The sequence below is a fragment of the Paenibacillus tyrphae genome (genome assembly GCF_027925525.1).
Taxonomy (GTDB): Bacteria; Bacillota; Bacilli; order Paenibacillales; family NBRC-103111; genus Paenibacillus_G; species Paenibacillus_G tyrfis_B.
This window is the reverse complement of record NZ_BSDJ01000054.1, coordinates 1-26,092: the sequence shown is the minus strand read 5'-3', so window position 1 is coordinate 26,092 and position 26,092 is coordinate 1. Positions and strand designations below refer to the sequence as shown.

Genomic DNA, 26,092 nt, shown 5'->3' with positions numbered 1-26,092 from the left:
TTTCGGGAAAATAGAACGGGCTTCTACGCTTCGAGTGCGTCTTGCGCGGCCTGTGCGGCGAACGTCCCTGCCGTATAGCCTGTGGCGAAGGCTGCCGTGATGTTGTAGCCTCCGGTATACCCATGGATATCGAGAATCTCGCCGCAGAAGAACAGCCCTTCCATAAGCTTCGACCCCATCGTCCGCGGATCGAGCTCCTTCAAATTCACCCCGCCACCGGTGACGAAGGCTTCCTCAATCGACAACGTCCCGTTCACCTGCACGGGAAACGCTTTGATCAGCTTGCTTAATTCCATCCACGGCTGTTTCGGAATATTATCGTACGTCGTCTGCTCGTCCAGTCCGGCTTGCTGAAGCAGAAGCGGGACAAGGCGTTCGGAGACATACCCCTTCAGCACGTTTTTGACCGCTTTTTTCGGCTCGCTTTTAGCCAAAGCTATCGTCTCGTCGTAGATCTCCTGCACGCTTTTGTGCGGATACAAATCGATGGTGGTCAGCACCTGCTTCTCCGCCGTTTTTTGCCGTTCCTTCACGACGAATTGACTGCACCGCAGCGCGATCGGGCCGGATAGGCCGAAATGGGTAAACAGCATGTCGCCCTGGTGGGAAATGATTTTCTTCCCTTTGGCGTTCAAGACCGAAAGTTCCACGTCCCGCAGCGACAAGCCCTGAAGCTCCCGGCTCTTGATAAAAGGCTCGCCGGACGTCAGCGGAACCTCCGTTGGAAACAGCGGCGTGATCGTATGCCCGGCGTCTTCGGCCCAAGCGTAGCCGTCGCCGGTCGAACCGGTATGCGGCACCGATTTGCCTCCGCTGGCGATGACGACGCATTTTCCGGCAATTGTCTCGCCCGTCCGAAGGCGAATGCCAGCGGTGCGTCCGTCTTGATAAAGTACCCGTTCCACCGAGCGGTTTACCTTAATGTCCACGCCTTGCTTGCGGACTTGGCCGACGAGCGCGTCGACGACGGTCTTGGCTTTGTCCGTCACGGGAAACATTCGCCCGTTGTCCTCTTCCTTCAGCCGGATGCCGAGATTTTCAAAAAAGGCGATGATCTCGCGATTGCCGAAATGGGCGAGCGCACTGTGCAAAAACCGTCCATTGCCCGGAATATGCTTAATAATCTCGTCGATTTCCTTCGCGTTCGTGACGTTGCACCGGCCTCCGCCGGAAATGCCGAGCTTGCGTCCGAGCTTGTCCCCTTTATCGACCAGCGCGACGCGTGCGCCTTGCCTGCTGGCTGCAATACAGGCCATCAATCCGGAGGGTCCGCCGCCGATGACGATAACATCGTACTTCATATCAATTCTCCATTCTGTTCCTGCTCATGAAGCGTCTTTGCTAGTATTATAGCCCAAAACGAAACGATCCCAAAATGGCTGCGGAAGACGGCTGACGCACGAAAGAACAAAGAGCGGGCCGCAAGCGGTTGCGGCCGTTCGCGGGCAACGACGGACGGTGGAATATGGGGTGCTTTTTGACAGGCAATACGTTACAATGGGGTTCGTACAATTTGTGTTGTTCGACATTTATTTATGAAATTCATACTATTTCTACAAATATTTCTTTTTTGTATTATAGTCAATATTAACCAATGAAACAAGAGAATAATGGAAAAACATAGGATGAAATGCCTATAAGCTATCTTTGAAGCAGTCTTCGACATAGTCGGGGGCCGCTTTTTTAATTTGCTGGACCGTATGGAGGTAGCGCTGTGTGGTATTGATGTGCGTATGCCCGAGCGACTCCTGCACCTGCTGCAAGGAAGCGCCGCGCAGGAGGGCGAGAGTCGCGTTCGTGTGGCGGAGCCAGTGAGGGGTCGCCTTCTTCTCCATACCGCATTGCTCACGGGCTTTCTTGATAATTTTCTCGACAATGCGGACGGATAAAGGGAACAGCTTGTCCTCCGGGCCGGACGGCCCCGGCTTTGTTGCATCATAAGCTTGAAGCAGCGTCCACAGCATATGCGGCACCTTAACTTCGCGTTCTTTATCGCCTTTGCCACGAATCGTTAGCCACATCGAAGCGCCTTCGGGGTCGGTGTGAAAATGGTTCCACTGGATCGAAACCAGCTCCGATACCCGGATGCCGAGCAGCACCAGCGTGACTCCGATGACATAATCGCGCAGCCCTTGCTGCTTTAACTGCTCGAACAAACGCAGCACTTCGGCCTTCGTCAAATAATGATTTTTGCTGTTCACGGGGATTTTGGGGATGCGAATGCAGGTGGTCGGATTATGCTTAAACATGCCGATGTTCGGGTCGCTGCCCCATTTGTAAAGCGAGCGCAGAGGCGCGATATGTATGGCCACCGTCGCCGGAGCCTGAGGCTTGTTCGCGCGGCTTAACAGCCCTTCCAGCAGGCCGATTTTATAGACCTCGATTTCCCGCCAGGTCACGTCCTGTAAGGTTTTATCGCCGATAAAGCGGCGGAATTTGGCGATCGCGTTGCGGTAATTTCTCATCGTATACGGGGATCGGGAGCAAGTCGTCAGGAACATGTTGACGATTTGTTCGTCCGTGTATTTTTCGGTTGGTTTTAATTGTTCGGGAAGATGGATTTGAGCGAGCAGGGTTTGCATAGGGTCTCCTTTCTTTTTCGAACAACACAAATTGTACGAACTCCATTGTATCACGCCTGACTATGGAAAGGAGGGGCTTGAAGGATTTCGGCAGGGCGCGACACATGGGCTGAGGAGGGGTAACGCGTGCGGGATCGTTTAGTCACTCAAGAGTTGGTTCGGTTAATGGAAAAGGACGTAGATACCTATGAGCATAGTTTGCGGGTGGGGAAGCTTGCGAAGAGCATGGCGCTGATGATGCGCCTGAATCTGGCGCAGACCCGGCAATTGGTAATCGGATGCTGCTTGCACGACATCGGGAAAATCTACATGCCCGACTCGATTCTAAAAAAGGATACGTCGCTTACAGAAAGAGAATGGAAGATGATGAAGCAGCATCCGGTGCTGGGGGCGGATATCTTGAAAATTCATGCGCCGGAGGAACAGGTGATCATCGACATCGTCGAATTTCACCACGAGCGATGGAACGGAACGGGTTATCCGTACGGCTTAAGCGGGGTGGACATTCCGACGTTCGCCCGGATCTGCACCATCATCGATTCCTTCGACAGCATGCTGTCCAACCGGCCCTACCGGGCAGGAATGTCGCTGGAGGAAGCGAAGGAAGAGCTGCGCCGGCACAGCGGCACGCAGTTCGATAAGCAGTACGTGGAAGTGTTTTTGCAAATGCCGGGCGAGATGCTTCACCATTCTTATGCGAGACGCGAAGGCGTCAATTCTACCGTTCAATCCTGAACATAAAAAGAGAGGTCCCCGAATCGAATGGGCCTCTCTTTTGCGTTCAAATTATCATCTATTATGCCTTACGCCGACTGCGTTTGCGAATCCGGTTGCAGCTTGCGGACGGCGAGCCTTGCGATTCGCAGGTCGTCCGTTTCCTCGATAACGAACTCGAATTCGCTCTGGTAGACGACGCTCTGTCCATGCTTGGGCGGAAGCTCCACCTGCGAGTACATCCAGCCGCCGATCGTATCGTAGTCCTCGGACTCGATTTCCAGCCCGAACTGATCGTTCACTTCGTCGATTAGCATCAGACCGTCGATGGAGTAGTTGAACTCGTCTTTCTTCTCCACCCGAGCCCGCTCATCCGGGTCGAATTCGTCTTGGATTTCGCCGACGATTTCTTCCAGAATGTCCTCCAGCGTCACCATCCCCGAAGTTCCGCCGTATTCGTCGATAAGCAAGGCAATCTGCACTTTTTTCCACTGCATCAGCTTGAGCAGCCTGCTGATCGGCATCGAATCCGGCACTTTGGCGATCGGCCGCACGATGGAGCGAAGCTCGGTCAGCGCACCGTTCGACTTCATCAAGTCCTTGATATGCACGAATCCGATAATGTTGTCTTTATCCTGGTCGCATACCGGATAACGGGTGCGCATTTCGCGATGCGCGATTTCCATGTTGTCCTCGAAGGGCAGATTGGCGTACAAGCAAGCCATTTCCGTCCGCGGGATCATAATTTCGCGCGCGTTCGTTTCGGTAAATTCGAATATATTGTCAAAAAGCGTAAGCTCCGTATTGTCGATGAAGCCGCTTTTATGGCTTTCTTTCACTAAGACGCGGATTTCTTCTTCCGTATGAGCCGATTCGTGCTCTGTGGCCGGCTCAATGCCTGCGCGCTTCAGCATCCAGTTCGACGCGCCGTTCAGCATCCAGATGAAAGGGTACATCAGCTTGTAGAAAATGATTACCGGCAGCGCGGACCAAAGCGTCACGTTCTCCGACTGGCGGATCGCGTACGTCTTCGGGAACTGCTCCCCGAGCGTAATATGCAGCGCGGTAATGAGCGAGAAAGCTACTAAGAAGGAGATCGTATGAATGACGACGGGGCTTAAGCCGAGCCAATCTTTCAGGATCGGTTCGAGAAAAGCGGCGATAGCCGGTTCTCCGACCCAGCCGAGTCCCAGCGACGCGAGCGTAATGCCGAGCTGGCAGGCGGATAAATAAGCGTTCAGGTTGCCCGTAATTTTTTGCGCGAACCGCGCGCTCACATTGCCGCTTTGGGCGAGCATATCAATGCGGCTGTTTCTTACTTTGACCATGGCGAACTCCGCGGCGACAAAAAAGCCGTTCAGCAGCACCAAGACGATAATGAGAACCGCGTTAAACAATAAAGGTAACGGGTCACTACTCAATCATTCCCTATCCCCTGCGTGAGGTGGATAGGTACACCTCCCTTAAACGTTCAAATAATAGACAAAAATAAAGATTGCTTATAATCCATTATACCCGGAACGCATACCGGCGCTCAAACGGCGAGCAGGGCACTCCGGGGTATGCACAGGGTGTGCGGACTCCGAATCGCGAGGTATTAACGAAAATCCCCCCATTTGCCGCGAATTTGTTCGTTTTCGTGCGAAAATGACGAAAACTTGATTGATTTTTAAATTCAAACGAATTGCCGGGTTGACATCCGGGACAAGCTATGGTAAATTTATTCGATATTCGCAAGAATATACTTAAACCCTCATACAACCCCTACACGGAAGATTTTCCTCGAGAAAGCAGCGTTATTTCCGCACATGTTTAATCGTTCATTCAAGGAACTCCCATGATTAGGAATTGTTGTAACACTGATTCACACTGGCGCGGTCTTCGGAGCCGCAAGGATGGAAGAGAGGCAGGGCTTTCATTGTTTTAGTATGCGCAGCATCATGTACAGAAATTGGATTTGCTTTGGGGTAAGAAGGGTAACCGGTGTTTTTAAACGGCCAAAGAAGGCTCGGTCAGGGACAGATCCGCTGACGGAGTCTTTTTTTGTTACCGCGGAGCCGTCGATTCCGGCAAAAATTTCCGTCCCTAATACATTTCTAACAGTTTTCCCCTATAGTTAAGCTCAAACGGCATTCCAGAGAAAAGAGGTTGCGGAATTGAATCTGTTCGTGTATGGCGTCGTTTCCTTGAATCACAAAGACAACCCGTTTATTTCCAGGCATTCTCAGCTTCTGAGCGACGAGGCCTGGGTGAAAGGCGTTCTGTACGATACCGGACTCGGTTTTCCCGCATTAACCTCCGGGGAAGACAAGGTGAGCGGCAAGCTGCTGGCGATGGGGGATGTCGCGTTTGAAACCGTCTCGGAATTGGCATCGAATTTTAACCGGATGAACCCGCCGTACCGCTTCGAGTTGAAGTCCGTTCAAGTGTTTGTGGGAGCGGTAACCTATGAGGCGTTTGCTTATATGTACGCCTCCGGCCATGGCTTGGCGCGGATTGAAAGCGGAATCTGGCTGTAGCCGGGAACGGAGTGCTGAGAAAAAGATCACGATTTATGAAAAACGAAGAAATAGTGAGATTTGTAGAGATTGGAAAAGAACAATATCTGAGAAAGCGTTCTTATGTGCCTGAACTTCCCCTATTTCGCTCCAGAACCATTCCCGCCGTTCTTTACAGTTGCTTCCGACAAGCGTAATATTCAATTCATAAATTTACAGTTTCCAAATTCTTATCGCTTAATTTCCGCCATCGTGCGGAAAGCGGGGGAACCACAAGGGAAGCCTGCGCTGCCGGTGTGAGAGCCGAAAGCCATGCGTCCCCGGGGTGAATCCTCATCGTGCATGTGAAGCGTGCACTGGGGTAGGGCGACTCTCACCGTCCGAATCCGTCAGCTAACCTCGTCAGCGTTGGATCGAACAGCCGTTTAGCGGCCGGCCGCGGCCTATGTTCGAATGGAGAGAGGATGATGAAGCTTGTGATCGTATAGCGACCACAGGGCTCCTGCCTCTGTGGTTTTTTATTGTCTTTTTTGGAAAAACGGAACGCCAGTTCCATTCGTAAACTTATAAAAAATGCAGCCATTCCATGCAGTATATCGCTGAATTCCCGGCTCGCCGGGAAGCGGGGGAACCAACGGGACAGGACGCCGCGCTAGACGCGCCGCTCCCATCCCACGGGGTGAATCCTCATCGTGCGTGCAAAGCATGCACTGGGGTAGGGCGACTCTCACGCCCGAATCCGTCAGCTAACCTCGTAAGCGTATAGAGAGAGGCAACGATTGTCGTGAGCTCATAAGACACGGTTTGTTTCACCGTGCCTTGGAAGCCGCGGGAAGAGTCACCTCTTGCCCAAGGCTTCTTTTTTGTTGCCTTTTCTCCTGGAGTGAACAGGAGGAGAACGAGGAAAATGATCAAAGCATCATCCGGCTATATTCTGGTATCGGCGCCGAACAAGGCGGGAGAAAACTTTATCCGCGAGCTGCAAAGACGGCAGCTTCGCCTCGCGGCCCTTGCCAACAGCAAGGCCGAGCATAGGAAGCTGGCCGGGCTTGGCGTCGGGAACGTGGTGACGATCGACACGTCGGGCTGCGAGTCGTGGACCGTGCCGCAGTTCGCGGTCAGCCGGGTATTTTTGTTCGAGAAAAGCTTGAACTTGTCATGCCGGTATATTCAGATTTGCCGGACGTGGACGAACGGGCCGATTTATCTGATTACGAGCAATCCGAGCCCCCGGCTCGTATATAAGGGGCTTGGCGCGCATCATGTCATTTATACGAACGGCGACGATGTCGGATTTTTAATAGACGGCCATTTGGAGTAATCGAGCGAATCGCTCGGAAGGAGGCGTTGGGAAGTGGCGGACTTGTACATGGTATTGCTGTTGGCTGGAACCTACGTGGTGTTCTGGGGCTTTCTGACCTGGTGCAGCCGGGTAACCGAGGAATCGGGAGGGGACGGGCGATGATCGTCATCGGAGCATTGACTTTATTCGTATTCATCTATTTGGCGTATGCCTTGATTCATCCGGAGAAGTTTTAACCAACCGGATTCGGCTTGTTTATTAAAGGAGGTTTGGACCCCGTGGGTATTTTGCAAATAGCCATTGTCATAGGGATTCTAGTGCTGCTGGCGAAGCCGCTCGGCACTTATTTATATCACGTCTTTTCCGGCGAGGCCAATCGTACGGACCGCTTGTTCGGATGGGCGGAGCGGCCGATCTACAAGCTGATCGGGTTGCGCGAACGCAAGGGGATGACATGGAAAACGTACGGACTTAGTTTTATCGTCACCAATCTTGTGTTGGTTGCTTTCGGATATTTGCTGTTAAGGGTACAAAAGCTGCTGCCGCTCAATCCGAACGGCATCGACAATATGGAGCAGACCTTGTCGTTCAATACGGTCATCAGCTTCATGGCGAACACGAACCTGCAGCATTACAGTGGGGAGTCGGGACTTTCTTATTTGTCGCAAATGGCTCTGATCACTATGATGATGTTTACTTCCGCGGCGACTGGGCTTTGCGTGGCGATTGCGTTTATCCGCGGCGTTACGACCAAGGGCAAGACGCTGGGCAACTTCTACGAGGATTTTGTCAAAGCGCACACCCGTGTGTTTCTGCCGTTTGCTTTCGTTGTCACGCTGGCGCTGGTAGCCTTGCACGTGCCGCAGACGCTGCAGCCGACGATCACCGTGCAGACGCTCGAAGGGGCGGAGCAGCAAATTGCTATTGGACCGGTCGCGTCATTGGAATCGATTAAGCACTTGGGAACGAACGGCGGCGGATTTTTCGGCGTCAACTCGGCACACCCGTTCGAGAACCCGAATCCGCTGACGAACGTCATCGAGATGCTGTCGATGTGGTGCTTGTCCGCGGCGCTGCCGTACACATACGGATTGTTCGCGAAGAACCGGAAGCAGGGCTGGGTTATTTTCTCCGCGATGCTCATTTTGTTCTTGCTGTTCTTGTCGCTGGTCTACACGTCCGAGTTAAACGGCAACCCGGCGTTGAACAAGCTGGGCATGGACGTTTCCCAGGGCAGTATGGAAGGCAAAGAGGTGCGCTTCGGCATCCCGATGTCGGCCTTGTTTACGACCGTGACGACGGCGGCGACGACCGGCTCGGTCAACAACATGCACGATACGCTGACGCCGCTCGGAGGCATTACGCCGCTCGCGCTGATGATGCTGAACTGCGTGTTCGGAGGCAAAGGCGTCGGCCTCGTCAATATGCTGATGTACGCCATTCTGGGCGTGTTCCTTGCAGGCCTGATGGTCGGCCGGACCCCGGAGTTTCTGGGGCGGAAGATCGAAGCCCGCGAGATGAAATTAATTGCCATTGCGATTTTGGCGCATCCGTTTATTATTTTGGCGCCGACGGCGATTGCGCTTGCGACCGAGCTGGGCAAAGCGGCGATCACGAATCCGTCGTTCCACGGCATCTCGCAGGTGCTGTACGAATATACGTCATCGGCGGCCAATAACGGCTCCGGCTTCGAGGGTCTGGGCGACAATACGGCGTTCTGGAACATTACGACCGGCCTTGTGATGCTGTTCGGGCGCTATATCTCGATGATTGCGCTGCTTGCCGTGGCCGGTTCCCTCAGCCGCAAGCAATGGGTGCCGGAGACGGTCGGTACGTTCCGTACGGACAACGGCTTGTTCGTCGGCATTCTCGTCGGAACGGTGCTGATTATCGGGGCGCTGACGTTCCTCCCGGCCATCGTGCTGGGGCCCGTGGCCGAGCATTTGACGCTGCGTTAAACGTGAAGATCGCGAAGGAAGAGGGGAGTTACCCATGAGTTCGAATCGAAAAAGCATGCTGTCCGGACCGATCGTCCGGAATGCGATAAAAGAAAGCTTCGTGAAGCTGAATCCGGTCACGATGATGAAAAATCCGGTGATGTTCGTGGTTGAGGTCGGCACGCTAGTCGTGCTCTTAATGACGCTGCTGCCGGGGTATTTCGGAACGGAAGAGAGTGTCGGCTTCAACTTCACCGTATTTGTTATCCTGCTTTTCACAGTGCTGTTCGCGAACTTCGCGGAGGCGCTCGCCGAAGGGCGCGGGAAGGCACAGGCCGACTCGCTGAAGAAATCGAAGAAAGAAATTACCGCAAATAAAGTGACGGGAGCCGGCATGAAGCAGGTTCCCTCCACCGAGCTGCGGAAGGGCGACATCGTCATCGTATCCCAAGGCGAAATGATTCCCGGCGACGGCGAAGTGATCGAAGGACTGGCGTCCGTGGACGAATCGGCGATCACCGGGGAATCGGCTCCGGTCATTAAAGAAGCCGGAGGTGACTTCAGCTCGGTGACCGGGGGAACCCGGGTGGTGAGCGACAAGATCCGGGTGCGCATTACGAGCGACCCCGGCGAATCGTTCATCGATCGGATGATCTCCTTGGTCGAAGGCGCGAAGCGGCAGAAGACGCCGAACGAAATTGCGCTGAATACGTTGCTCACCAGCTTGACGCTCATTTTCATGATCGTCGTTGTGACGCTCGCTCCGATTGCCCGTTACCTGGAGATCGAGCTGCAAATTCCGGTGCTGATCGCCCTGCTGGTCTGCTTGATTCCGACCACGATCGGCGGTCTGCTGTCGGCGATCGGGATTGCCGGGATGGACCGGGTGACCCAGTTCAACGTGTTGGCGATGTCCGGGAAAGCTGTCGAAGCGTCCGGCGACATCAACACGATGATTCTTGATAAAACGGGCACGATTACATTCGGGAACCGGATGGCGAGCGAATTCGTACCAGTTGGCTCGGCGGATTCCGACACGGTGGCGGAGTGGGCTGCAGTCAGCTCGGTCAAAGACGAGACGCCGGAAGGGCGCTCCGTGCTGGAGCTGATGAAGAAGCAGAGCTTTTCGTTCGACCCGGCGCTTGCCGAAGGAGGCGAGTTTATCGAATTCAAGGCGGAGACCCGGATGAGCGGCATTGACCTGACGGACGGCCGTCAGGTACGCAAGGGCGCCGTGGACGCGGTTAAGAAGTGGGTGCAGGCGCAGGGTGGCGTCATTCCGGCCGATCTGGAAGCGAAGGGCAATGCGATCGCCTCCGAAGGCGGCACGCCATTGGCCGTGGCCGTAGACCGCGAAATCGTTGGCTTGATTTATTTGAAGGACACCGTCAAGCCCGGCATGAAGGAACGGTTCGAGCAGCTGCGCAAGATGGGCATCAAGACGATCATGTGTACGGGCGACAATCCGCTGACGGCCGCTACGATTGCCCGGGAGGCCGGGGTGGACGATTTTATCGCGGAGAGCAAGCCGGAGGACAAAATCGCCGTCATCCGGCGCGAACAAGCCGAAGGCAAGCTGGTGGCGATGACCGGCGACGGCACGAACGACGCGCCGGCGCTGGCGCAAGCCGACGTAGGCCTTGCGATGAACAGCGGGACGGTGGCGGCGAAGGAGGCGGCCAACATGGTCGATCTCGATTCCGACCCGTCCAAAATCATCGAAGTCGTGGCCATCGGCAAGCAGCTTCTGATGACCCGCGGTGCGCTGACGACGTTCAGTATCGCCAACGACGTGGCGAAATATTTTGCCATCATCCCGGCGATGTTCACGCTGGCGATTCCGCAGATGGAAGCCCTGAACATCATGAAGCTCGGCTCGCCGATGTCGGCGATTCTCTCGGCGTTGATTTTCAACGCGATCATCATCCCGCTGCTGATTCCGCTGGCGATGAAAGGCGTAACCTACAAGCCGATGAGCTCGACGCAGCTGCTGCGCCGCAATTTGTTCCTGTACGGGCTCGGTGGGGTGCTGGTGCCGTTCGTTGGCATCAAGCTGATCGATCTGGCGGTTCACCTGTGGATTTAATGGGGTAAAAACTTGCATCCGTTTTTTCACTGTCAAGATTTGTAGAGAAAACAACTTGGAGATATGATATATAGAAAGGGACTGATTCCTTATGGTAAGCCGCGTCAATCATGAAGGGGCCGAAACGGCCCGCTTCTCGCTCAGTATTGCCGTACGCGCTTCGCTCGTGTTTATCGTCGTTTGCGGTCTTATTTATCCGCTCGTCTCGACCGGAATCGCGCAGGCGATTTTCCCGGCTCAGGCCAACGGCAGTCTGGTTCATAACCGCAGCGGCGCTGTAGTCGGCTCCGAACTGATCGGGCAGCAATTCAGCGATCCGAAATATTTTCAGGGACGCGTATCGAGTATTGATTATAAAGCCGACGCCTCGGGCTCGAATAACTATGCGCCGTCGAACCCCGAGCTGGTGAAGCGGACGCAGGAATCGATCGAGGCTTGGAAGACGGCCAATCCGGGCGTGCCGGTCAGCGAAGTTCCGATTGACCTGCTGACTAACTCTGCCTCAGGGCTCGATCCGCATATTTCCCCGAAGGCGGCCCAAGCGCAAGTGCCGCGGATCAGCAAGCTGACGGGGATCAGCGAAGCGGACCTCGGGCAGTTAGTGGAGCGCCAGACGGAAGGGCGGGATCTCGGCGTATTCGGTGAGCCTCGCGTGAACGTGCTGAAGCTGAACCTGGCGCTTACCGAAATGATGACGATAAAGTAGTGTAAAAGGAGCTGTTGTGTCTTGTCCGGAAAAGCCAAACATACCGCCGCCGTGTCGCTCGGCGTCATGGCCGCGGGGTTCGCGGCGACTATACCGTGGGCGGATCATACGTGGGTACGCCTGCTGCAAAGCGGATTCGAAGCGGGACTTGTAGGGGGGCTGGCCGATTGGTTTGCCGTTACCGCCTTGTTCCGCCATCCGCTAGGCATTCCAATCCCGCATACTGCGCTGTTACCCAATAACCGGAAAAGGGTAACGGAGGCGCTCATTACAACCGTCGAGCAGGAGCTGATCAGCAAAGAAAGCATTCAAAGCAAGCTCGCCGGGTTGAAGATCGTTTCGCGCGGATTGGAAGGGGCCGAACAGGTTCTGGAATCCGACAAGACGCAGCAGAGCATCGCCGTATTGTGCGAGCGGCTGCTGGACTATATCCCATGGGACCGCATACCCGCGCTGCTGGAGAAAGAAATCCGGCAGCGCATTGACGCGTTGGAGGCCGCGCCGGCTCTCCGCAAAGCGCTGGATCAAGTATACCGGCATCAGGGCGACGAGAAGGCGCTCGATTTTTTGCTGGACTTGGCCGAGCAGCTTGCCATGACGAGAGAAACGCAGCACCGGCTGGGCGCAATGGCCGCGCAGGCGATGCATGGGCTTCAGACGAACGGATTTATGCAGCTCGCGGTTAATGCGTTTCTCGGCTTTTATAATGAAGAAAAGCTTGGGGCGATGATCCAGCAGTTTTTATGGAACGCCATCCGCGATATGAAGCGCCAGGGGAACAAAAACCGGTTGGCTCTGCTGGCGGAGCTGCGCGTCCGGCTGGAACGTTGGCTGGCTGATCCGGAGACGGCGGATACTTTGGATGCTTGGAAGGTCCGGCTGTTGGATAACTTAGACCTCACCGCCCGGACGGAGCGATGGATTGAGCAGTTGAAGGAGCGGTTGGTGGAAACGGTGCGCGCGCCGGAGTTTGCCGAGCGCTATGCGATTCCTTTTCTGAAGGAGCTGCTGAAGCGGATTCGGGAAGATGAGCAGGGTATGGAGAAACTGGAGCAGTGGGTCCATCAGCAGCTCGGCCGCTGGGTGGAGGCGAACCATTCCAAAATCGGCGCTTTGATCCGGGAGAATGTGGATCGGTTCGACAATGAGACACTGATTGCATTAATGGAAGATAAAATCGGAAGCGACTTGCAGTGGATTCGGGTCAACGGCGCGCTATGCGGCTTTTTGATCGGTTTAGTGCTGGGAACGGTCAAAATGTTCGTCTGACGCCGTCGTAGAAGAGAGGCGAACTCAGGATGGGGACGGAAACGTTCAAGCGAAAAACGCCGGAGGAGATTTTGCGGTCCATTTCCAAGCTGCATCAAGGACGGCTTAAAGTGTATATCGGGGCGGTGAGCGGGTCGGGCAAGACGTATCACATGCTCCGGGAAGGACAGCTGCTGAAGGAACAGGGGATCGATGTCGTCATCTGCGCCGTTTCCACGATGCAGCGGCCGGAAACGGTGCGGCAGATCGGTGATTTGGAGCGGGTGTCCAGCATCCACTGGCAGAAAGACGGTGTAGATAAGAAGGATTTGAATCTGGAAGCGCTCACCGAGCGCAATCCCGAGGTCGTGCTGGTAGACGGCTTGGCGCATCGAAATCGCGAAGGGGCGCTTTTTCCGACGCGGCTCGAGGATATCCGGTATTTGCTCAGCAAAGGTATCAGCGTCATTACGACGGTCAACGTGTACGAGCTGGAGGGCGCAACGGAGCTGGCCCAGAAGCTGACCGGCATTGAGGTGCGGGAAACGGTGCCGTCCGATACGCTGGAGCTGGCCGACGAAGTGGTGCTGATCGACGCGACGCCGGAGATGATTTTAAGCCGCGTCGAGGAAGGCAGCGTGAAAGCGCAGAAGGGCGCGGGCATATTCAAGCGGGGCAATCTCGCGGTGCTTAGGGAGCTGGCGCTGCGGCTCGTGGCGGAAGGCGTCAACGATTCGCTGGAGAAGCACCGCGAAGAGCTCGGGCTGATTGGGCCGTCGGGCGCGGCCGAACGCATTCTTGTATCCGCTCAATATCACTGGAACGGGTCGATCTATGTTAGGCGGGGCCAGCAGATCGCCAAGCGGCTGAACGGTGACCTGCTTGTCGTTGCTTTTGTTGATCGGAAGAAGGACTTGTCCAAAGAAGAGGCGGCGTTCAAGCGGTCGATGGTGAAGCTGGCGGAGAAGGTCGGCGGGGTGTTCGAAGAGCTGCCGCTGTGCGGGCGGCGTTCCTTGCCCGGCGTGCTGGTGAACTATGCGCTGGCGCATAGTGTAACGCGCATCGTCCTCGGGCACTCCAAGCAGACGTTATGGCAGGAGCTGTGGCAAGGGTCGATCGTGCACGACATGCTCAAGCGGACGCGCAATATCGATATTTTTATCGTGGCGGACCGGGCGGCGCATGAGGGCGAACGTATTCTGCCGACCAAGCAGACCAAGCGGCAGAAAGCGTCCGACCTGTATCGCCGGCTCAGCTCGGATGAGGTCGAGCGGGAGATTGAGCAGCTTCGCAAAGGCCGGTTCAAGGTGTATATCGGCGCGGCTCCGGGCGTAGGCAAGACGTATACGATGCTGCGGGAAGGCAACGATCTGCTGAAGAAGGGGATCGGCGTGCAGATTGGACTGCTGGAAACGCACGGCCGCAAGGAGACGCAGGCGCAGATTGGCGAGCTTCAGACGATCCCGCGGCAGGTGATCGATTACCGCGGCACGAAGCTGGAGGACATGGATACGGACGAGATCATCCGGCGCAAGCCCGAGGTCGTGCTAGTCGACGAGCTGGCGCATACGAACGTGCCGGGCAGCAAGAACAAGAAGCGCTACGAAGATGTGCTGGAGCTGCTGTCAGCAGGCATTTCGGTCATCTCGACGGTGAACGTCCAGCATCTGGAAAGCTTGAACGACGCGGTGGAGAAGCTCACCGGTGTCCGTGTCCGGGAGACAGTGCCGGACCATATTTTACGCCTGGCGGACGAAGTTCAACTGATCGACGTCGCGCCGCAGACACTCCAGCAGCGTATGAGAGAAGGGCGCATTTACGCGCTCGACAAGGTGGATCAAGCGCTCGGTCATTTTTTTCGCACCGTGAATTTGATCGCATTGCGGGAGCTGGCTCTGCGCGAAATTGCCGACGACGTGGACGAACGGCTGGAATCGTACGAGCGCAAAAGCTCGCTTCGCGGTCCGTGGCGCAGACAGGAATCGATCTTTGTCTGCGTGGATGTCACTCCGGAGGCCGAGCGGTTGATCCGGCGCGGTTTTCGGATCGCTCACCGGCTGAAAGCCGTATGGCATGTGGCCTACGTCCAGCTCGGCAGCGGGACGCAGAGCAGCGAGCTATCCGCCAGACTGGAGCAGCTCCGCAAGCTGACCGAGCGGCTCGGCGGCGTCTTCGAGGTGCACCAGGCGGAACATCGGCGGCGTCTGCCGGAAGTGCTGGCTGCCAAGGCCGATGCTTGTCAGGCGACGCAGCTCGTTATCGGCCAATCCAGCAAGCCTTCCTGGAAAGAAATAATACAGGGCTCGGTCGTGAAAAAGCTGCTGCGCCGCTCCCGGCATATCGACGTGCTCGTCGTGGCGGATGCGGAGACCCATTCGGGCTGATCTTCGGGAAAGGAGACGTTTAACAGGATGAAAATTCAAGAGCTGTCCCGGCGGCTGAACGTCTCGACCCGGGCGATCCGATTTTATGAGGAAAAGGGGCTCCTGTCGCCCGCCAAGCATCCGGACAACGGCTATCGCCGGTTTACGGAGGAAGACGCTTGGCGGCTGCAGACGATTCTCGCGCTGCGGGAGGCCGGCATTGCCGTAGACGATATCCGCACTGTGCTGGAGCGAACGGACCGGGCCGAAACGGACGAGGTCCGGCGCTATTTGGAGCTGCAGCGCTCGGCTCTTTACGGGCAGTGGCTGGAGCTTCGGGAGACGCTTGCCCTGCTGGACGGCATGATCGAGCGGACAGAAGACGAGCCGGAATCGCTTCGGCACCGTTGGCATGCGCTTGCGGAACGGGCCAAGGCAAGCAAAGCAATTCGCGATTCATGGGCCGATCTCTGGAACTTCGATGCGCTGTCGGAGCAATGGGAGCTTAACGGCAGCGCCGGACTGGCGCCGCATGTGCCGGCCGAACCCGCTTACTCGCGCATCCTGGCCCAGGCTGCAGAGCGGGTCGCTCCGCAGTTCGGCGAATGGGGACTCGACATTGGAACGGGCACCGGCGGCTTTGCTTCCCGCTTGCTCACAAGCGGTGTGCACATGGTCGGTATCGACCAATCGGCCGAAATGCTGCGGCGATGCCGCATGCAATTGCCGGCTCTCGAGACGAGAATCGGCAATTTGCTGTCCGTTCCGTCGTTTGACGGACAATTCGATTTCGTCGTGACCAGCTTCGCGTTCCATCATTTGACGGAAGCCCAGCAGCCGCTCGCCCTGGCGGAGATGGCCCGGGTAGTGAAAGCGAAGGGGCGCATTGCCATCGTCGATTGGATGGATGCCCCCGATGACCTGTATGCGGCAAGCGGAACGGCTCCCGGGGAAGAACATTATGCCGAATCGCAGCGGTTGATCGCCTGGTTCCAGACCAATGGATTTCATGCGGAAGCCGTGAGCTTGGATCAAGCCTCCGTCTGCTTAGTTTTTGCGGTGCGCGCTCCATTATAACCCTCCTTTGTACAAGTCAATCCCCACCCGATCCCTCCAATTGTTCCACATAATAACACACATTCCTCCCGAGCCGAAAGAGTCATACTAGCTTAGAAAGCGGTAAACCTGCGATGGCCGGAGGGATGATGTTCATGAGCCTAAAAAAACGTTCCGTTTTTTGTTATTTGGTATGGCTTATTTTGTGCGCTTTGACAGGATGCAGTCCTGAGAAGGAAGAAGTTCGTACGAGTGCCGGGCAAAAGCATATTGCCGGTAAGGCTTCGTACGGTGAGGAGGAGCAGGTGCTGTCCGGCTTCCAGATGATCGCCGAGCATGAGGCCAAACCCTATGCTATTGTCGGGAAGGAAAAGCCATCTCCCGAACAAGGGAGCAGGAAGAAAAAGGCTTACCTTACTTTCGACGACGGACCCTCCCGCCAAACTAAACATATCCTACGCATTTTAAGGGATAAAGGCGTTAAGGCAACTTTTTTCGTTACGGGAAAATCGTCTCCGGAGCTTCAAGCGTACTATAAGCTCATCGTGAATGAAGGGCACAGTCTTGGAAATCATACCTATTCGCACAATTATGGCTACATTTATTCTTCCGTCGCGGCATACCACAAGGATACGGATAAGTTAAACGATTTACTGGCTCGAACAGCAGGAGTCAGGCCGGACATTTTTCGTTTTCCGGGAGGTTCTGACAATCATTTGAGCCGCAAAGCGGGCGGACGTCACATCATGGCGAAAATTGCCCGGGAAATGACTAATATTGGATATCAATACTTCGATTGGAACGTCAGTTCGACAGATGCGGCCGCAGTTACATTGCCTAAACAGGATATATTGGAATCCGTGCAGTCGAATAGCCGCGGGAAAAATCAAATCATCGTGCTCATGCACGACGACGACCATAAGACGACCACGGTGGAGGCGCTCCCGGATGCGATCGATTGGTTGAAAAAGCAAGGATACCAGTTTGAGACATTATCGAAGTCCTCTTTTGTTTTTCAATTTTTGCATCCGCCCGGCTAATTTTTTTGGCAAAGCCTTCGCATACTAACATCATCATGAAGGGAGATGAATCTGCACGATGGCACAACAGCAATCGGGATCTGGAGATTCCAAGGAGCAGCAGCGGCAGGCAAACGCCAATCAGGCTGGAGCCGATAGCGATGCAGCCGAAACACGGAATAAAAAACTGAACGGTCCGAACCGTCCGTCCACCTAAACGGGGCAGAGGAGAGGCGCAGCTCATGAACGATAAGGAAAATCGGGATAAAAATGCATCGTACGAGCAGGTCGATACCGGCATTTCGTATAACGCCAAGAACGATCCGGAGCTTGATCCTTTTGAAATTAATTTTCGTCAGGAACATCATCAAAACCGGGGTCCCCGCGAGGCGTTTGTGAACGAATACGGCGTGCTGATCGGAGATCACATATACCAATCGGACCAATCTCCGCTTGAACAATGGAGTGATGAGACCGATCCGGCCATTATGTCCGGGGATCAATGGGTGCATCCGTATAAAGACGTAGGCTTTCAGACGACGGAAAACCGCGAGCTCTTCGAGCAGGGGATCGTGCCGCAGGGCTACCCGTTCATGCACTCGGACAAAGATGTGGCCTATAAATCGTATCCGAGCGGCGAGCCCGACGAGAAGGATACCGATAAAAAATAGCGGCGAACAGTGTGCTCCGGCTGCAGTTTCAGTGCAAGCCGGAGCGTGCTGCATAGATAAGTTGGCTGGAATGCCTTGCTTTCGCCCCGTACCGTTGTATAATGGACATAGGAAACTTTATATACCTTTATGTTAGTTCAAAGGAGTGAAAGCTTAACATGTCCATGTCATTTGAAGCATACATGAGAGATATGGTTCAGCCGATGAGAGACGAATTGACGCGCATCGGAGTTACCGAGCTTCGTACGCCAGAAGAAGTATCCGAGGCCCTCGACAATATGAAAGGGACCGCTCTGATCGTGGTCAATTCCGTGTGCGGCTGTGCTGCCGGCCAATGCCGTCCTGGCGTGGCCAAAGCGCTGCAGCACGAAGTGAAGCCGGACCACCTTTACACGGTGTTTGCGGGTCAAGATAAGGAAGCAACGGCCAAGGCACGCGAATATTTTGCACCGTATCCGCCGTCCTCGCCTTCGATCGCGCTGATGAAAGACGGCCAATTGGTGCATTTCATCCAACGTCATCAAGTAGAAGACCGTTCCGCCGAAATGATCGCCAACGATCTGATCGGCGCCTTCGAAACCTACTGCAAATAAGAGGTCAATCCTTCTAACGGCTCCTGCCGGCGCTTCAAGCGTCAGGCGGGAGTTTTTGTAATTTCCGGATCGTGCTATAATGTAACCAAAATTGACAAGCGGCAAGACCGGACGGCCAGAAGTTGTAGCCGTAAAGGGCTGTCCGGCTACCGCAAGTCGCGACTATTCGCGTGGAGAGGTGTGGAGAACGATGAGTCTGCAGCAGGATATTATTGCGAAGCTTGGCGTCAAGCCGGTGATCGATGTTAATGAGGAGATTCGCAAGCGGGTCGATTTTTTAAAAGAATATGTGCTCAAAGCAGGTGTCGACGGGCTCCTGATCGCCATCAGCGGCGGGATCGACAGCGCCGTGGCGGCGGGGTTGTGCAAGCGGGCTACGGATGAGCTGACGGCCGAGAAAGGACGCGAATACAAAACGGTCGGCGTGTTTCAGCCGTACGGCGAGCAGACGGATATCTCCGACAGCTACGCGACGGCGGAAGCGTTCGATTTGAAATATCGCATCGAGACGAACATCGAGGAAGCGGTCAACGAGATCGCGCTCGAAGCCGAGTACGGATTGAAATCGATCGGCGTGCATAAACACTTGAGCCGCGGCGGCAAAGGGAATGTCAAAGCCAGAACGCGGATGGTCGTGCAGTATGCGCTCGCGTTCGAGCTGAATCTGCTCGTGGTCGGCACGGATCATGCGTCGGAGGCGATTACGGGCTTTTTCACCAAGTATGGCGATGGCGCTGTCGATATCACTCCGATGAGCAGTCTGAATAAACGCCAAGTGCGGCAGCTTGCCCGCGAGCTGGGCGTACCGGCTAGCATACTGGATAAAGCGCCTACCGCCGGCCTGTGGGAAGGGCAGACGGACGAGAACGAGCTCGGCATCACTTACGACGACAACAGCAATTACTTGGAAGGCAAGACGATTTCGCCCGAAGCGCAGGAGAAGCTGGAAAAGCAATATTTGAAGACGGAGCACAAACGGGTGCCGATTCCCGGCATTTAGCCAGTGCTTTACCCATAACGAAAAAACGCATGCTCGCCCTATACAGGTAGCATGCGTTTTTTATCATGTTAAGCGTGCTTCGCCTGAATTTCCCGGCGCAGCCGTTCTGCAAGCTCCTGCACTTGCATCGGGCCCAAATCGCCCTCGCCCCGTTTGCGGACGGCAGCGGTGCCGGAGCTCTGCTCGTTCTCGCCGAGGACCAGCATATACGGTACCTTTTCAAGCTGCGCTTCGCGAATTTTGTAGCCGAGCTTCTCGCTGCGCAGATCGGCTTCTACCCGGATGCCCGCTGCGGCAAGCGCCTTTTTGACTTCCATAGCGTATGAATTGTAAACGTCAGAGACGGGCAGAAGCTTGACCTGCAGTGGCGACAACCAGAGTGGGAACGCCCCGCTGTAATGCTCCGTCAAAATCCCGATGAACCGGTCGATCGAGCCGTAAATGGCGCGGTGAATGACGACCGGACGGTGCTTTTGGTTGTCTTCGCCGATGTAGGACAGGTCGAATTTTTCCGGCATTTGAAAATCGAGCTGAATCGTCCCGCACTGCCAGCTTCGCTTGAGCGCGTCCAAAATGTGAAAATCGATTTTCGGACCGTAGAAGGCTCCGTCTCCTTCATTGAGGCTGTAGGCGATTCCCCGGCGCTCCAGCACGCTGCGCAGCGCCGTTTCCGCCTGCTCCCACAGCTCGGCGGAGCCCATCGAATCCTCGGGCCGTGTGGACAGCTCGATCTTGTACTGGAAGCCGAACACCTTGTACATCTCGCCAATCAGGTCGATGGCACTGCCGATTTCTTCTTCAATCTGGTCGGGGCGGACAAACAGATGCGCGTCGTCCTGGCAGAAGGTGCGCACACGCATCATCCCGTTCAGAGCGCCGGAAAACTCGTGCCGGTGCACCTGGCCGAATTCGCAAAGCCGGATCGGCAGCTCCCGGTAAGAATGCAGCTCATTTTTATAAATAAGCATATGGCCTGGGCAATTCATCGGCTTGAGCGCGAACTTCGTCTCGTCCACCTCGGTAAAATACATGTTCTCCCGGTAATGATCCCAGTGTCCGGATTCCTCCCACAGTCGCTGGTTCATCATGAACGGCGTGCGGACCTCGTCGTAACCGTTCGCCGCTTGCTGCTCGCGGGAGAAGTTTTCAAGCACCGTACGGATTGTCATCCCTTTTGGCAAAAAGAACGGCATCCCCGGCGCTTCCTCGGAGAACATGAACAGCCCGAGCTCTTTGCCGAGCTTGCGGTGGTCGCGCTTCTTGGCTTCTTCCAACAGATGCAGGTGCTCGTCAAGCTCCGCCTTCTTCGGGAAAGCCGTGCCGTAGATGCGCTGCAGCATCTTGTTGTTGGAATCGCCCCGCCAATAGGCGCCGGCGACGCTCAGCAGCTTGAACGCTTTGATGCGGCCAGTGGACGGCAAATGAGGCCCGCGGCACAAATCGACAAACTCGCCCTGCTCGTAGAGAGAAAGGACCGCTTCGTCCGGCAAATCGCGGATAAGCTCCAGCTTGAGCGGATCTTCCAAAGCTTCGAACGTTTGCACGGCCTCGTCCCGGCTGACGGCGCGCCGGATAATCGGCACATTTTCCCGGACGATCCGCTCCATCTCTTGTTCAATCGAGGAGAGGTCGTCGACGGATAGCGGCTTTTCGATGTCGATGTCGTAATAAAATCCGTCTTCGATGACGGGACCGATTCCCAGCTTCACGGCTTTTTGTCCGTATAGGCGTTTGATGGCCTGAGCCATCAGGTGCGCCGTGCTGTGACGGTATACCTCCAAGCCTTCTTTGCTATCGAGCGTCACAATTTCAACCGAAGCGTCCGCTTCGATCGGCCGGTTCAGGTCGACGACCTTTCCGTCGATTTTGCCTGCTACGGCTTGTTTCTTCAAGCTGGGGCTGATCGATTCGGCCACCTGTTCGATTGTGGCTCCTTTTTCGTACTCCCGGAACGAGCCGTCCGGCAGCTTCACTTGAATCTTCATGATTTTCGTCCTCCGTTTCCGGTCAAATGGGATGATATGAACGCAAAAAAACGCATCTCGCCCAAGGGACGAGTGCGTTCAGCTCGTGGTTCCACCCTAATTCGACCGGCTGCCCTTCGCGTCATGGCTGCTGCCAGAACGTGAGGAATCATGCCGGACCTCATGGCCATCCGGTAACGGGGATGAGACGGTGCGCTTAATTTCGCGATCGCATGGTTAAGACCGTAAGTTCAGCGTCACGACTGCAAAGGGGTAATTCCATGCCGGTCGCTGGAGGAGCTTACAGCCGGGACTCCTCTCTCTGTGCAGCCCTTGCAGGGAATCGTGTCTTTGGTCATCGCCTGATGTTTCAACATTCTAACTTCTTCCCGAGCGTTAAGTCAAGAGGGAATAGCTGATTGATCGAGGCGATATGGAAATCGTTTGCTGCCGCCTTCTTGAACTTGTCCTTCCGATCGGATACGATAAAGCCAAACGAAGTACGACTGAACACTGTGGACATACGTGTAAAGAGGATAAGGAAAGGAATAACGGTTATGATTATCGGCATCGGTACCGATGTGCTCGAAATTGAGCGAATGCGGAAGATTCTGGGGCAGGCATCCGGCAAGCGTTTCCTGGAGCGGGTGCTGACACCTGCAGAGCGGGAGCTGGCGGCTGTAAGAGGCGGGAGGCTGGCCGAGTTCGCAGCCGGGCGCTTCGCTGCCAAGGAGGCGATCGTAAAGGCGCTCGGCTGCGGGATTGGAAAAGAAGTGGGATTTCAGGATATGGAAGTGCTGCCGGATGGGAAGGGCAAGCCGGTATGCCGCTTGTCGGAAGCGGCTTGGGAACGGTTAGCCGCTTGGATGCCGGCTTTCCAGTCCGTAACGGCAGACACGATTCGCATTCATCTGAGCATCACGCATAGCGAAACGCTGGCGATGGCCTATGCTGTGGCGGAGCGAACCGAAACGAACCAATAGACTTGATGACGTAACGGGCGATTTGGTGCATTTGGAGTGGCAGGTACAGGACGCGGCTTACTTTTTGCTTGCCAGCCATTCGGCCAGGGCTGCCGTCTCCTCCGGCTTCAGCTTGCCTTGAAAGCCAGGCATGCCGCCTCCGCCTTGATCGATCTGCTTCACGATCTGTTCTTTGGTCAGCCGAAAACCAACCTGCTGCAGGTTGGTTTTCGGTCCCATGCGGCCTTCCAGATTGCTTGCATGACAGGAGAGACAGTTCTGCTTGTAGACCGTCTGAACCTGCTCGGAAGCGCCGGCCATCGCTTGTTCCGCCGTGAGGCCGCTTTCCTTCTTGCCTCCGCCGAACGGGTCGGGGCTGTTCGCCGTGCATGCCGTTACCGTTGCCAAAACCGTCAAAGCCGCAGCAGCGGCCGCCCATTGCTTCCATCGTTTCATTGTGCATTCATCCCCTTGTCTCGCATACGAATCATGGCGCCGAGCGTAACCATACTGAGGCCGCCGAAGCCCCCGATCAACACGGGCGCATAGCCCAGATACATCCATACTACCGTAATCGTCAGAGCAAGCATCCACGCCCCGAACGCCCCGAGCACCCAGCCCAATCGCGGGAAGAGGGCAAGATAGGCGGCTGTAAGCGCAAGCCCCTTCAGCACCGGCCAATAGAACGGATCGATTCCTATTGGACCGCGCGTGAGCAGCCAAACGACCGCGACGGCTGCCGCTGCAACGAGAAGCGCGCTCCGGAACCCGTTCTGCGCCGGACGTTCAGCAGACGCGCGCCGCTGGCGGAGAAAGACCGCCGCCGTAATTAGGAGCGCAACCAAGAACAGGACTGGCTGCAGCAGCTCCCAATCCCGCCATTGCCCGACAAACGTCACGATGGCCGAAGCCATCCATGCCATTCCCCAAGTGTATAAATAAGCCGAATAAGGGGCCGCTGCCTCCCAAGCCTGCGTCTCGGCAGACAGCTTGTCCGTCCGGATTCCGCCGATGGGGCTTCCAGCCGCATTCGCTTGTTTCATCGATATCGCCTCGCTTTGCCGAACGTTGCAAAAACCGCCGATTTTCCGAAAATTCGGCGGCATTTACAGGTAGCGTACACCTTTCGGGGGGCGAAAGTCAAACCTGGCGCCGACTTGGCGGACACCGTGTGTCCATAGTGTTCCGCGGGTATTATTTTGCCGGCGTGAACCGGTGTTTTTTGGCATATTCGCGGGGGGAGAAGCCGGTCACCTTCTTGAAAATGCGGCTGAAATAAAACTCGTCCGCGTATCCGACGCTGCCCGCAATCGATTTCAACCGGTAATCCGATAGCACCAGCAGCTCCTTGGCCCGGTCGACGCGCAGATGCGTCAGGTAATCGATTGGGCTGTAGCCGATGTATTTTTTGAACAGGCGGGAGTAGTGGCTCACGCTGAGCCCGGCCATTTGCGCCAGCCCTTCGAGCGTGAGAGGCTCCCGGTAATGCCCGACCATGTAGTCCTGCGTCAGCTCGATCGCCGCCGTCGTATCGCCGGCGATTTTTTGCGCGCGGAAATCGGCGACCAGTGTCAGGAAAAACTCCTGCAGCACGATTTTACGCCGCATCGCGGTCATGTGTCCCCGGCGCTTCCACAGCATATGGAGCTGCTCCATCAAATAAATGAGCTGCGGCGTATTGGTGACCGTATACATCCCCTCCAGCGGGAACCGCGCCTCGGCGGCGCTGCGGGAAATCCACTGTTCCTTCTCCTCGTAAACTTCCGTATAATGAAAACGTAGAAAATAGTATTCGAGCGGCTGCTCGGGATCGGTCGTGCGTTCGACGATCATGCCGGGGGCGAAGCAGAACAGCTTGCCGGGCTCGGCAGGATAATGCGTGCCGCCTATCGTAAAGGTGCCCTTGCCCTTGATGATCAGCCATACGGAATGGTACTTGATCGTCCGCGGCTTCTGGCGCCAGTCCGGCTCGCATTTCTGATGCCCGACGAGCAGAATCGAGATGACCAGCTTGTTCAGGCGCGAGGCCAGCTCTCCGGGAGTCAGCATCGGCGTCCGTCCTTTCCTTCTTGAGATAAGACCGTTATGAGCTATTTTTAAAACCGTCGCTTCAACCTTGGTAAACGTCGTAGTTGTCCTTGCAAAAAAGCCGTACAGTTGTTTATTCGAGGGTATTGATTTCCATTATATCCCGAAAACGTGTGCAAAGAGAAGGAGATCTTATGTCCAGTTCAGAGCAAAAGCAGTATTTCTCCACCGAGCTGTTATCCTGGTACCGGCGGCACAAGCGCGATCTGCCTTGGCGGCGCAGCCGGAATCCGTATCATATTTGGGTATCCGAAATTATGCTGCAGCAGACCCGGGTCGACACCGTCATCCCTTATTTTAACCGGTTTATGGATAAGTTTCCGACCGTCGAAGCGTTGGCTGAAGCGCCTGAGGACGAAGTGCTGAAGGCTTGGGAGGGGCTTGGTTATTATTCGCGCGCCCGCAATCTGCAAAGCGCCGTCCGCGAGGTGCGGGAGCGTTACGGCGGTGTCGTGCCGGATACGAAGGAGGAGGTATCCTCGCTGAAGGGCGTCGGTCCTTATACGACCGGGGCGATTCTGAGCATCGCTTACAACAAGCCCGAGCCTGCGGTAGATGGCAATGTGATGCGGGTACTGTCGCGATATTTTTTGATCGAAGACGATATCATGAAGGGGAGCACCCGCGTCAGTATGGAGAAGCTCGCGCAGGAGCTGATTCCGGAAGGGGCGGCCGGCGATTTCAACCAAGCGCTGATGGAGCTCGGCGCGCTCGTCTGTACGCCCAAATCGCCAAGCTGCCTGACCTGTCCGGTCATGGCGCATTGCGCGGGACGGGCGGCCGGCATGGAGGAGTCGCTGCCGGTGAAGACCAAGGCGAAGCCGCCGCGGCCGGAGCGGCGCTACGCCGTAGTGATCGAAGGCGCGGCGGAGCACGCCGGCCGGGTACTGATCCGCCAGCGGCCGGCCGAAGGGCTGCTGGCGCGCCTGTGGGAACTGCCGCATGCGGCAGTTCCCACAGCGCCCGCAGCCGCGGAGCCGCGCGGCGAAGGCGGAGACCCCGCCGCGGCCCATGCCGCGCTGGCGGCGCATCTGGCCGCGGACGGCCTCGGGCTCGGCCCGGTCGGCTGGCTCCTGCAGGCAGAGCACACGTTCAGCCACATCCGCTGGGAGATGGATGTGTACGCCGGCCGCCTGGAGGAAGCCTCCGCGCTGCTGCTGCCCGTGCCGCTGCCGTCGAATTACCGCTGGGTAAATCGCGAGGAAATGGAGCAGTACGCGTTCCCGAACGTCTTTTTGCGCATTCTGAATGCGTATTTTGGCCGATAATAATAAAAAAGCACTCCCTTGAGACGATCAGGAG

The 26,092-nt window shown here is 55.9% G+C and carries 24 protein-coding genes and 2 riboswitches; of the genes, 17 read left to right on the top strand and 7 right to left on the bottom strand.

All coding sequences use genetic code 11. The features are described from left to right. Positions 1 to 23: 23 nt before the first annotated feature. On the bottom strand, positions 24 to 1,301 hold the full coding sequence (locus QMG93_RS34340) for an NAD(P)/FAD-dependent oxidoreductase (protein ID WP_281944402.1): 1,278 nt from the start codon (positions 1,299 to 1,301) through the stop codon (positions 24 to 26). A gap of 333 nt (positions 1,302 to 1,634) precedes the next feature. After that, entirely contained in the window at positions 1,635 to 2,582 is a 948-nt protein-coding gene (locus tag QMG93_RS34335) for a tyrosine-type recombinase/integrase (protein WP_281944401.1), read from the bottom strand. A 126-nt stretch (positions 2,583 to 2,708) separates the two neighbouring features. On the opposite strand from QMG93_RS34335, the gene QMG93_RS34330 reads away from it, so the two are divergent. Further along, positions 2,709 to 3,317 (top strand): HD-GYP domain-containing protein, encoded by a 609-nt coding sequence (locus QMG93_RS34330; protein WP_281944400.1) that lies wholly within the window; start codon positions 2,709 to 2,711, stop codon positions 3,315 to 3,317. A 68-nt stretch (positions 3,318 to 3,385) separates the two neighbouring features. Here QMG93_RS34330 and QMG93_RS34325 read toward each other — a convergent pair whose 3' ends face one another. Beyond that, the gene (locus QMG93_RS34325; protein WP_281944399.1) at positions 3,386 to 4,717 is read right to left on the bottom strand and encodes a hemolysin family protein; all 1,332 of its coding nucleotides are present in this window, start codon (positions 4,715 to 4,717) and stop codon (positions 3,386 to 3,388) included. A gap of 735 nt (positions 4,718 to 5,452) precedes the next feature. Here QMG93_RS34325 and QMG93_RS34320 point away from each other — a divergent pair. The 14 genes from QMG93_RS34320 to nadE all read left to right on the top strand — a co-directional run bounded on the left by QMG93_RS34320 (position 5,453) and on the right by nadE (position 19,776). After that, positions 5,453 to 5,815, top strand: a complete 363-nt coding sequence (locus QMG93_RS34320) for a gamma-glutamylcyclotransferase (protein ID WP_281944398.1) — start codon at positions 5,453 to 5,455, stop codon at positions 5,813 to 5,815. 203 nt (positions 5,816 to 6,018) lie between these two features. After that, positions 6,019 to 6,217: riboswitch (cyclic di-AMP (ydaO/yuaA leader) on the top strand. A 164-nt stretch (positions 6,218 to 6,381) separates the two neighbouring features. Beyond that, positions 6,382 to 6,571, top strand: a riboswitch (cyclic di-AMP (ydaO/yuaA leader). A gap of 130 nt (positions 6,572 to 6,701) precedes the next feature. After that, positions 6,702 to 7,115: a hypothetical protein gene (locus QMG93_RS34315; RefSeq protein WP_216796087.1), complete on the top strand. Its 414-nt coding sequence runs from the start codon at positions 6,702 to 6,704 to the stop codon at positions 7,113 to 7,115. 140 nt (positions 7,116 to 7,255) lie between these two features. Further along, positions 7,256 to 7,333, top strand: coding sequence for a potassium-transporting ATPase subunit F (locus QMG93_RS35495; RefSeq protein WP_368858150.1), 78 nt, complete (start codon positions 7,256 to 7,258; stop codon positions 7,331 to 7,333). A 42-nt stretch (positions 7,334 to 7,375) separates the two neighbouring features. Continuing rightward, a complete protein-coding gene (gene kdpA / locus QMG93_RS34310; RefSeq protein ID WP_281944397.1) occupies positions 7,376 to 9,055 on the top strand; it encodes a potassium-transporting ATPase subunit KdpA in 1,680 nt (559 codons plus the stop codon). Positions 9,056 to 9,089: 34 nt separating this feature from the next. Continuing rightward, positions 9,090 to 11,120, top strand: coding sequence for a potassium-transporting ATPase subunit KdpB (gene kdpB / locus QMG93_RS34305; protein ID WP_281944396.1), 2,031 nt, complete (start codon positions 9,090 to 9,092; stop codon positions 11,118 to 11,120). A gap of 91 nt (positions 11,121 to 11,211) precedes the next feature. Continuing rightward, positions 11,212 to 11,826 carry a potassium-transporting ATPase subunit KdpC gene (kdpC, locus tag QMG93_RS34300; protein WP_281944395.1) on the top strand — a complete coding sequence of 205 codons (615 nt, stop codon included), beginning with the start codon at positions 11,212 to 11,214 and terminating at the stop codon, positions 11,824 to 11,826. A gap of 21 nt (positions 11,827 to 11,847) precedes the next feature. After that, a complete protein-coding gene (locus QMG93_RS34295) occupies positions 11,848 to 13,095 on the top strand; it encodes a DUF445 domain-containing protein (RefSeq protein ID WP_281944394.1) in 1,248 nt (415 codons plus the stop codon). Positions 13,096 to 13,124: 29 nt separating this feature from the next. Then, positions 13,125 to 15,458 carry a universal stress protein gene (locus tag QMG93_RS34290; protein WP_281944393.1) on the top strand — a complete coding sequence of 778 codons (2,334 nt, stop codon included), beginning with the start codon at positions 13,125 to 13,127 and terminating at the stop codon, positions 15,456 to 15,458. A 27-nt stretch (positions 15,459 to 15,485) separates the two neighbouring features. Continuing rightward, positions 15,486 to 16,514: a MerR family transcriptional regulator gene (locus tag QMG93_RS34285; RefSeq protein WP_281944392.1), complete on the top strand. Its 1,029-nt coding sequence runs from the start codon at positions 15,486 to 15,488 to the stop codon at positions 16,512 to 16,514. 134 nt (positions 16,515 to 16,648) lie between these two features. Then, entirely contained in the window at positions 16,649 to 17,533 is an 885-nt protein-coding gene (locus QMG93_RS34280) for a polysaccharide deacetylase family protein (protein WP_281944391.1), read from the top strand. Between the two features lie 58 nt (positions 17,534 to 17,591). Beyond that, the gene (locus QMG93_RS34275; RefSeq protein ID WP_281944390.1) at positions 17,592 to 17,729 is read left to right on the top strand and encodes a hypothetical protein; all 138 of its coding nucleotides are present in this window, start codon (positions 17,592 to 17,594) and stop codon (positions 17,727 to 17,729) included. Positions 17,730 to 17,754: 25 nt separating this feature from the next. After that, the gene (locus QMG93_RS34270) at positions 17,755 to 18,183 is read left to right on the top strand and encodes a DUF3905 domain-containing protein (protein WP_281944389.1); all 429 of its coding nucleotides are present in this window, start codon (positions 17,755 to 17,757) and stop codon (positions 18,181 to 18,183) included. A gap of 158 nt (positions 18,184 to 18,341) precedes the next feature. Beyond that, complete coding sequence (locus tag QMG93_RS34265; protein WP_010502131.1) at positions 18,342 to 18,776, top strand: BrxA/BrxB family bacilliredoxin; 435 nt, start codon at positions 18,342 to 18,344, stop codon at positions 18,774 to 18,776. Positions 18,777 to 18,966: 190 nt separating this feature from the next. Beyond that, complete coding sequence (gene nadE / locus QMG93_RS34260) at positions 18,967 to 19,776, top strand: ammonia-dependent NAD(+) synthetase (protein ID WP_063185615.1); 810 nt, start codon at positions 18,967 to 18,969, stop codon at positions 19,774 to 19,776. A gap of 68 nt (positions 19,777 to 19,844) precedes the next feature. On the opposite strand, the gene thrS is transcribed toward nadE, so the two are convergent. Next, positions 19,845 to 21,761 (bottom strand): threonine--tRNA ligase, encoded by a 1,917-nt coding sequence (gene thrS / locus QMG93_RS34255; protein WP_281944388.1) that lies wholly within the window; start codon positions 21,759 to 21,761, stop codon positions 19,845 to 19,847. 536 nt (positions 21,762 to 22,297) lie between these two features. Between thrS and acpS the strand changes: the two genes are divergently transcribed. Next, positions 22,298 to 22,723: a holo-ACP synthase gene (acpS, locus tag QMG93_RS34250; protein WP_281944387.1), complete on the top strand. Its 426-nt coding sequence runs from the start codon at positions 22,298 to 22,300 to the stop codon at positions 22,721 to 22,723. A 57-nt stretch (positions 22,724 to 22,780) separates the two neighbouring features. Here acpS and QMG93_RS34245 read toward each other — a convergent pair whose 3' ends face one another. From QMG93_RS34245 to QMG93_RS34235, 3 genes are all read right to left on the bottom strand, one after another. Continuing rightward, positions 22,781 to 23,158 carry a c-type cytochrome gene (locus QMG93_RS34245; RefSeq protein ID WP_281944386.1) on the bottom strand — a complete coding sequence of 126 codons (378 nt, stop codon included), beginning with the start codon at positions 23,156 to 23,158 and terminating at the stop codon, positions 22,781 to 22,783. Beyond that, complete coding sequence (locus QMG93_RS34240; RefSeq protein WP_281944385.1) at positions 23,155 to 23,745, bottom strand: hypothetical protein; 591 nt, start codon at positions 23,743 to 23,745, stop codon at positions 23,155 to 23,157. Before QMG93_RS34240 ends, QMG93_RS34245 begins: the two co-directional genes overlap by 4 nt. 151 nt (positions 23,746 to 23,896) lie before the next feature. Continuing rightward, on the bottom strand, positions 23,897 to 24,751 hold the full coding sequence (locus QMG93_RS34235) for a helix-turn-helix domain-containing protein (protein WP_216796069.1): 855 nt from the start codon (positions 24,749 to 24,751) through the stop codon (positions 23,897 to 23,899). A gap of 173 nt (positions 24,752 to 24,924) precedes the next feature. Here QMG93_RS34235 and mutY point away from each other — a divergent pair, with 173 nt between their 5' ends. Next, positions 24,925 to 26,058, top strand: a complete 1,134-nt coding sequence (gene mutY / locus QMG93_RS34230; protein WP_281944384.1) for an A/G-specific adenine glycosylase — start codon at positions 24,925 to 24,927, stop codon at positions 26,056 to 26,058. Positions 26,059 to 26,092: the final 34 nt, after the last annotated feature.

Coding starts and splice junctions, on each gene's coding strand:
- QMG93_RS34315 (WP_216796087.1), top strand. CDS start 6,702: ATGATCAAAGCATCATCCGGCTATATTCTGGTATCGGCGCCGAACAAG.
- QMG93_RS34285 (WP_281944392.1), top strand. CDS start 15,486: ATGAAAATTCAAGAGCTGTCCCGGCGGCTGAACGTCTCGACCCGGGCG.
- QMG93_RS34280 (WP_281944391.1), top strand. CDS start 16,649: ATGAGCCTAAAAAAACGTTCCGTTTTTTGTTATTTGGTATGGCTTATT.
- QMG93_RS34265 (WP_010502131.1), top strand. CDS start 18,342: ATGTCCATGTCATTTGAAGCATACATGAGAGATATGGTTCAGCCGATG.
- QMG93_RS34235 (WP_216796069.1), bottom strand. CDS start 24,751: ATGCTGACTCCCGGAGAGCTGGCCTCGCGCCTGAACAAGCTGGTCATC.
- kdpB (WP_281944396.1), top strand. CDS start 9,090: ATGAGTTCGAATCGAAAAAGCATGCTGTCCGGACCGATCGTCCGGAAT.
- QMG93_RS34275 (WP_281944390.1), top strand. CDS start 17,592: ATGGCACAACAGCAATCGGGATCTGGAGATTCCAAGGAGCAGCAGCGG.
- QMG93_RS34270 (WP_281944389.1), top strand. CDS start 17,755: ATGAACGATAAGGAAAATCGGGATAAAAATGCATCGTACGAGCAGGTC.
- thrS (WP_281944388.1), bottom strand. CDS start 21,761: ATGAAGATTCAAGTGAAGCTGCCGGACGGCTCGTTCCGGGAGTACGAA.
- acpS (WP_281944387.1), top strand. CDS start 22,298: ATGATTATCGGCATCGGTACCGATGTGCTCGAAATTGAGCGAATGCGG.
- kdpC (WP_281944395.1), top strand. CDS start 11,212: ATGGTAAGCCGCGTCAATCATGAAGGGGCCGAAACGGCCCGCTTCTCG.
- nadE (WP_063185615.1), top strand. CDS start 18,967: ATGAGTCTGCAGCAGGATATTATTGCGAAGCTTGGCGTCAAGCCGGTG.
- QMG93_RS34290 (WP_281944393.1), top strand. CDS start 13,125: ATGGGGACGGAAACGTTCAAGCGAAAAACGCCGGAGGAGATTTTGCGG.
- QMG93_RS35495 (WP_368858150.1), top strand. CDS start 7,256: ATGATCGTCATCGGAGCATTGACTTTATTCGTATTCATCTATTTGGCG.
- mutY (WP_281944384.1), top strand. CDS start 24,925: ATGTCCAGTTCAGAGCAAAAGCAGTATTTCTCCACCGAGCTGTTATCC.
- QMG93_RS34245 (WP_281944386.1), bottom strand. CDS start 23,158: ATGAAACGATGGAAGCAATGGGCGGCCGCTGCTGCGGCTTTGACGGTT.
- QMG93_RS34340 (WP_281944402.1), bottom strand. CDS start 1,301: ATGAAGTACGATGTTATCGTCATCGGCGGCGGACCCTCCGGATTGATG.
- QMG93_RS34335 (WP_281944401.1), bottom strand. CDS start 2,582: ATGCAAACCCTGCTCGCTCAAATCCATCTTCCCGAACAATTAAAACCA.
- QMG93_RS34240 (WP_281944385.1), bottom strand. CDS start 23,745: ATGAAACAAGCGAATGCGGCTGGAAGCCCCATCGGCGGAATCCGGACG.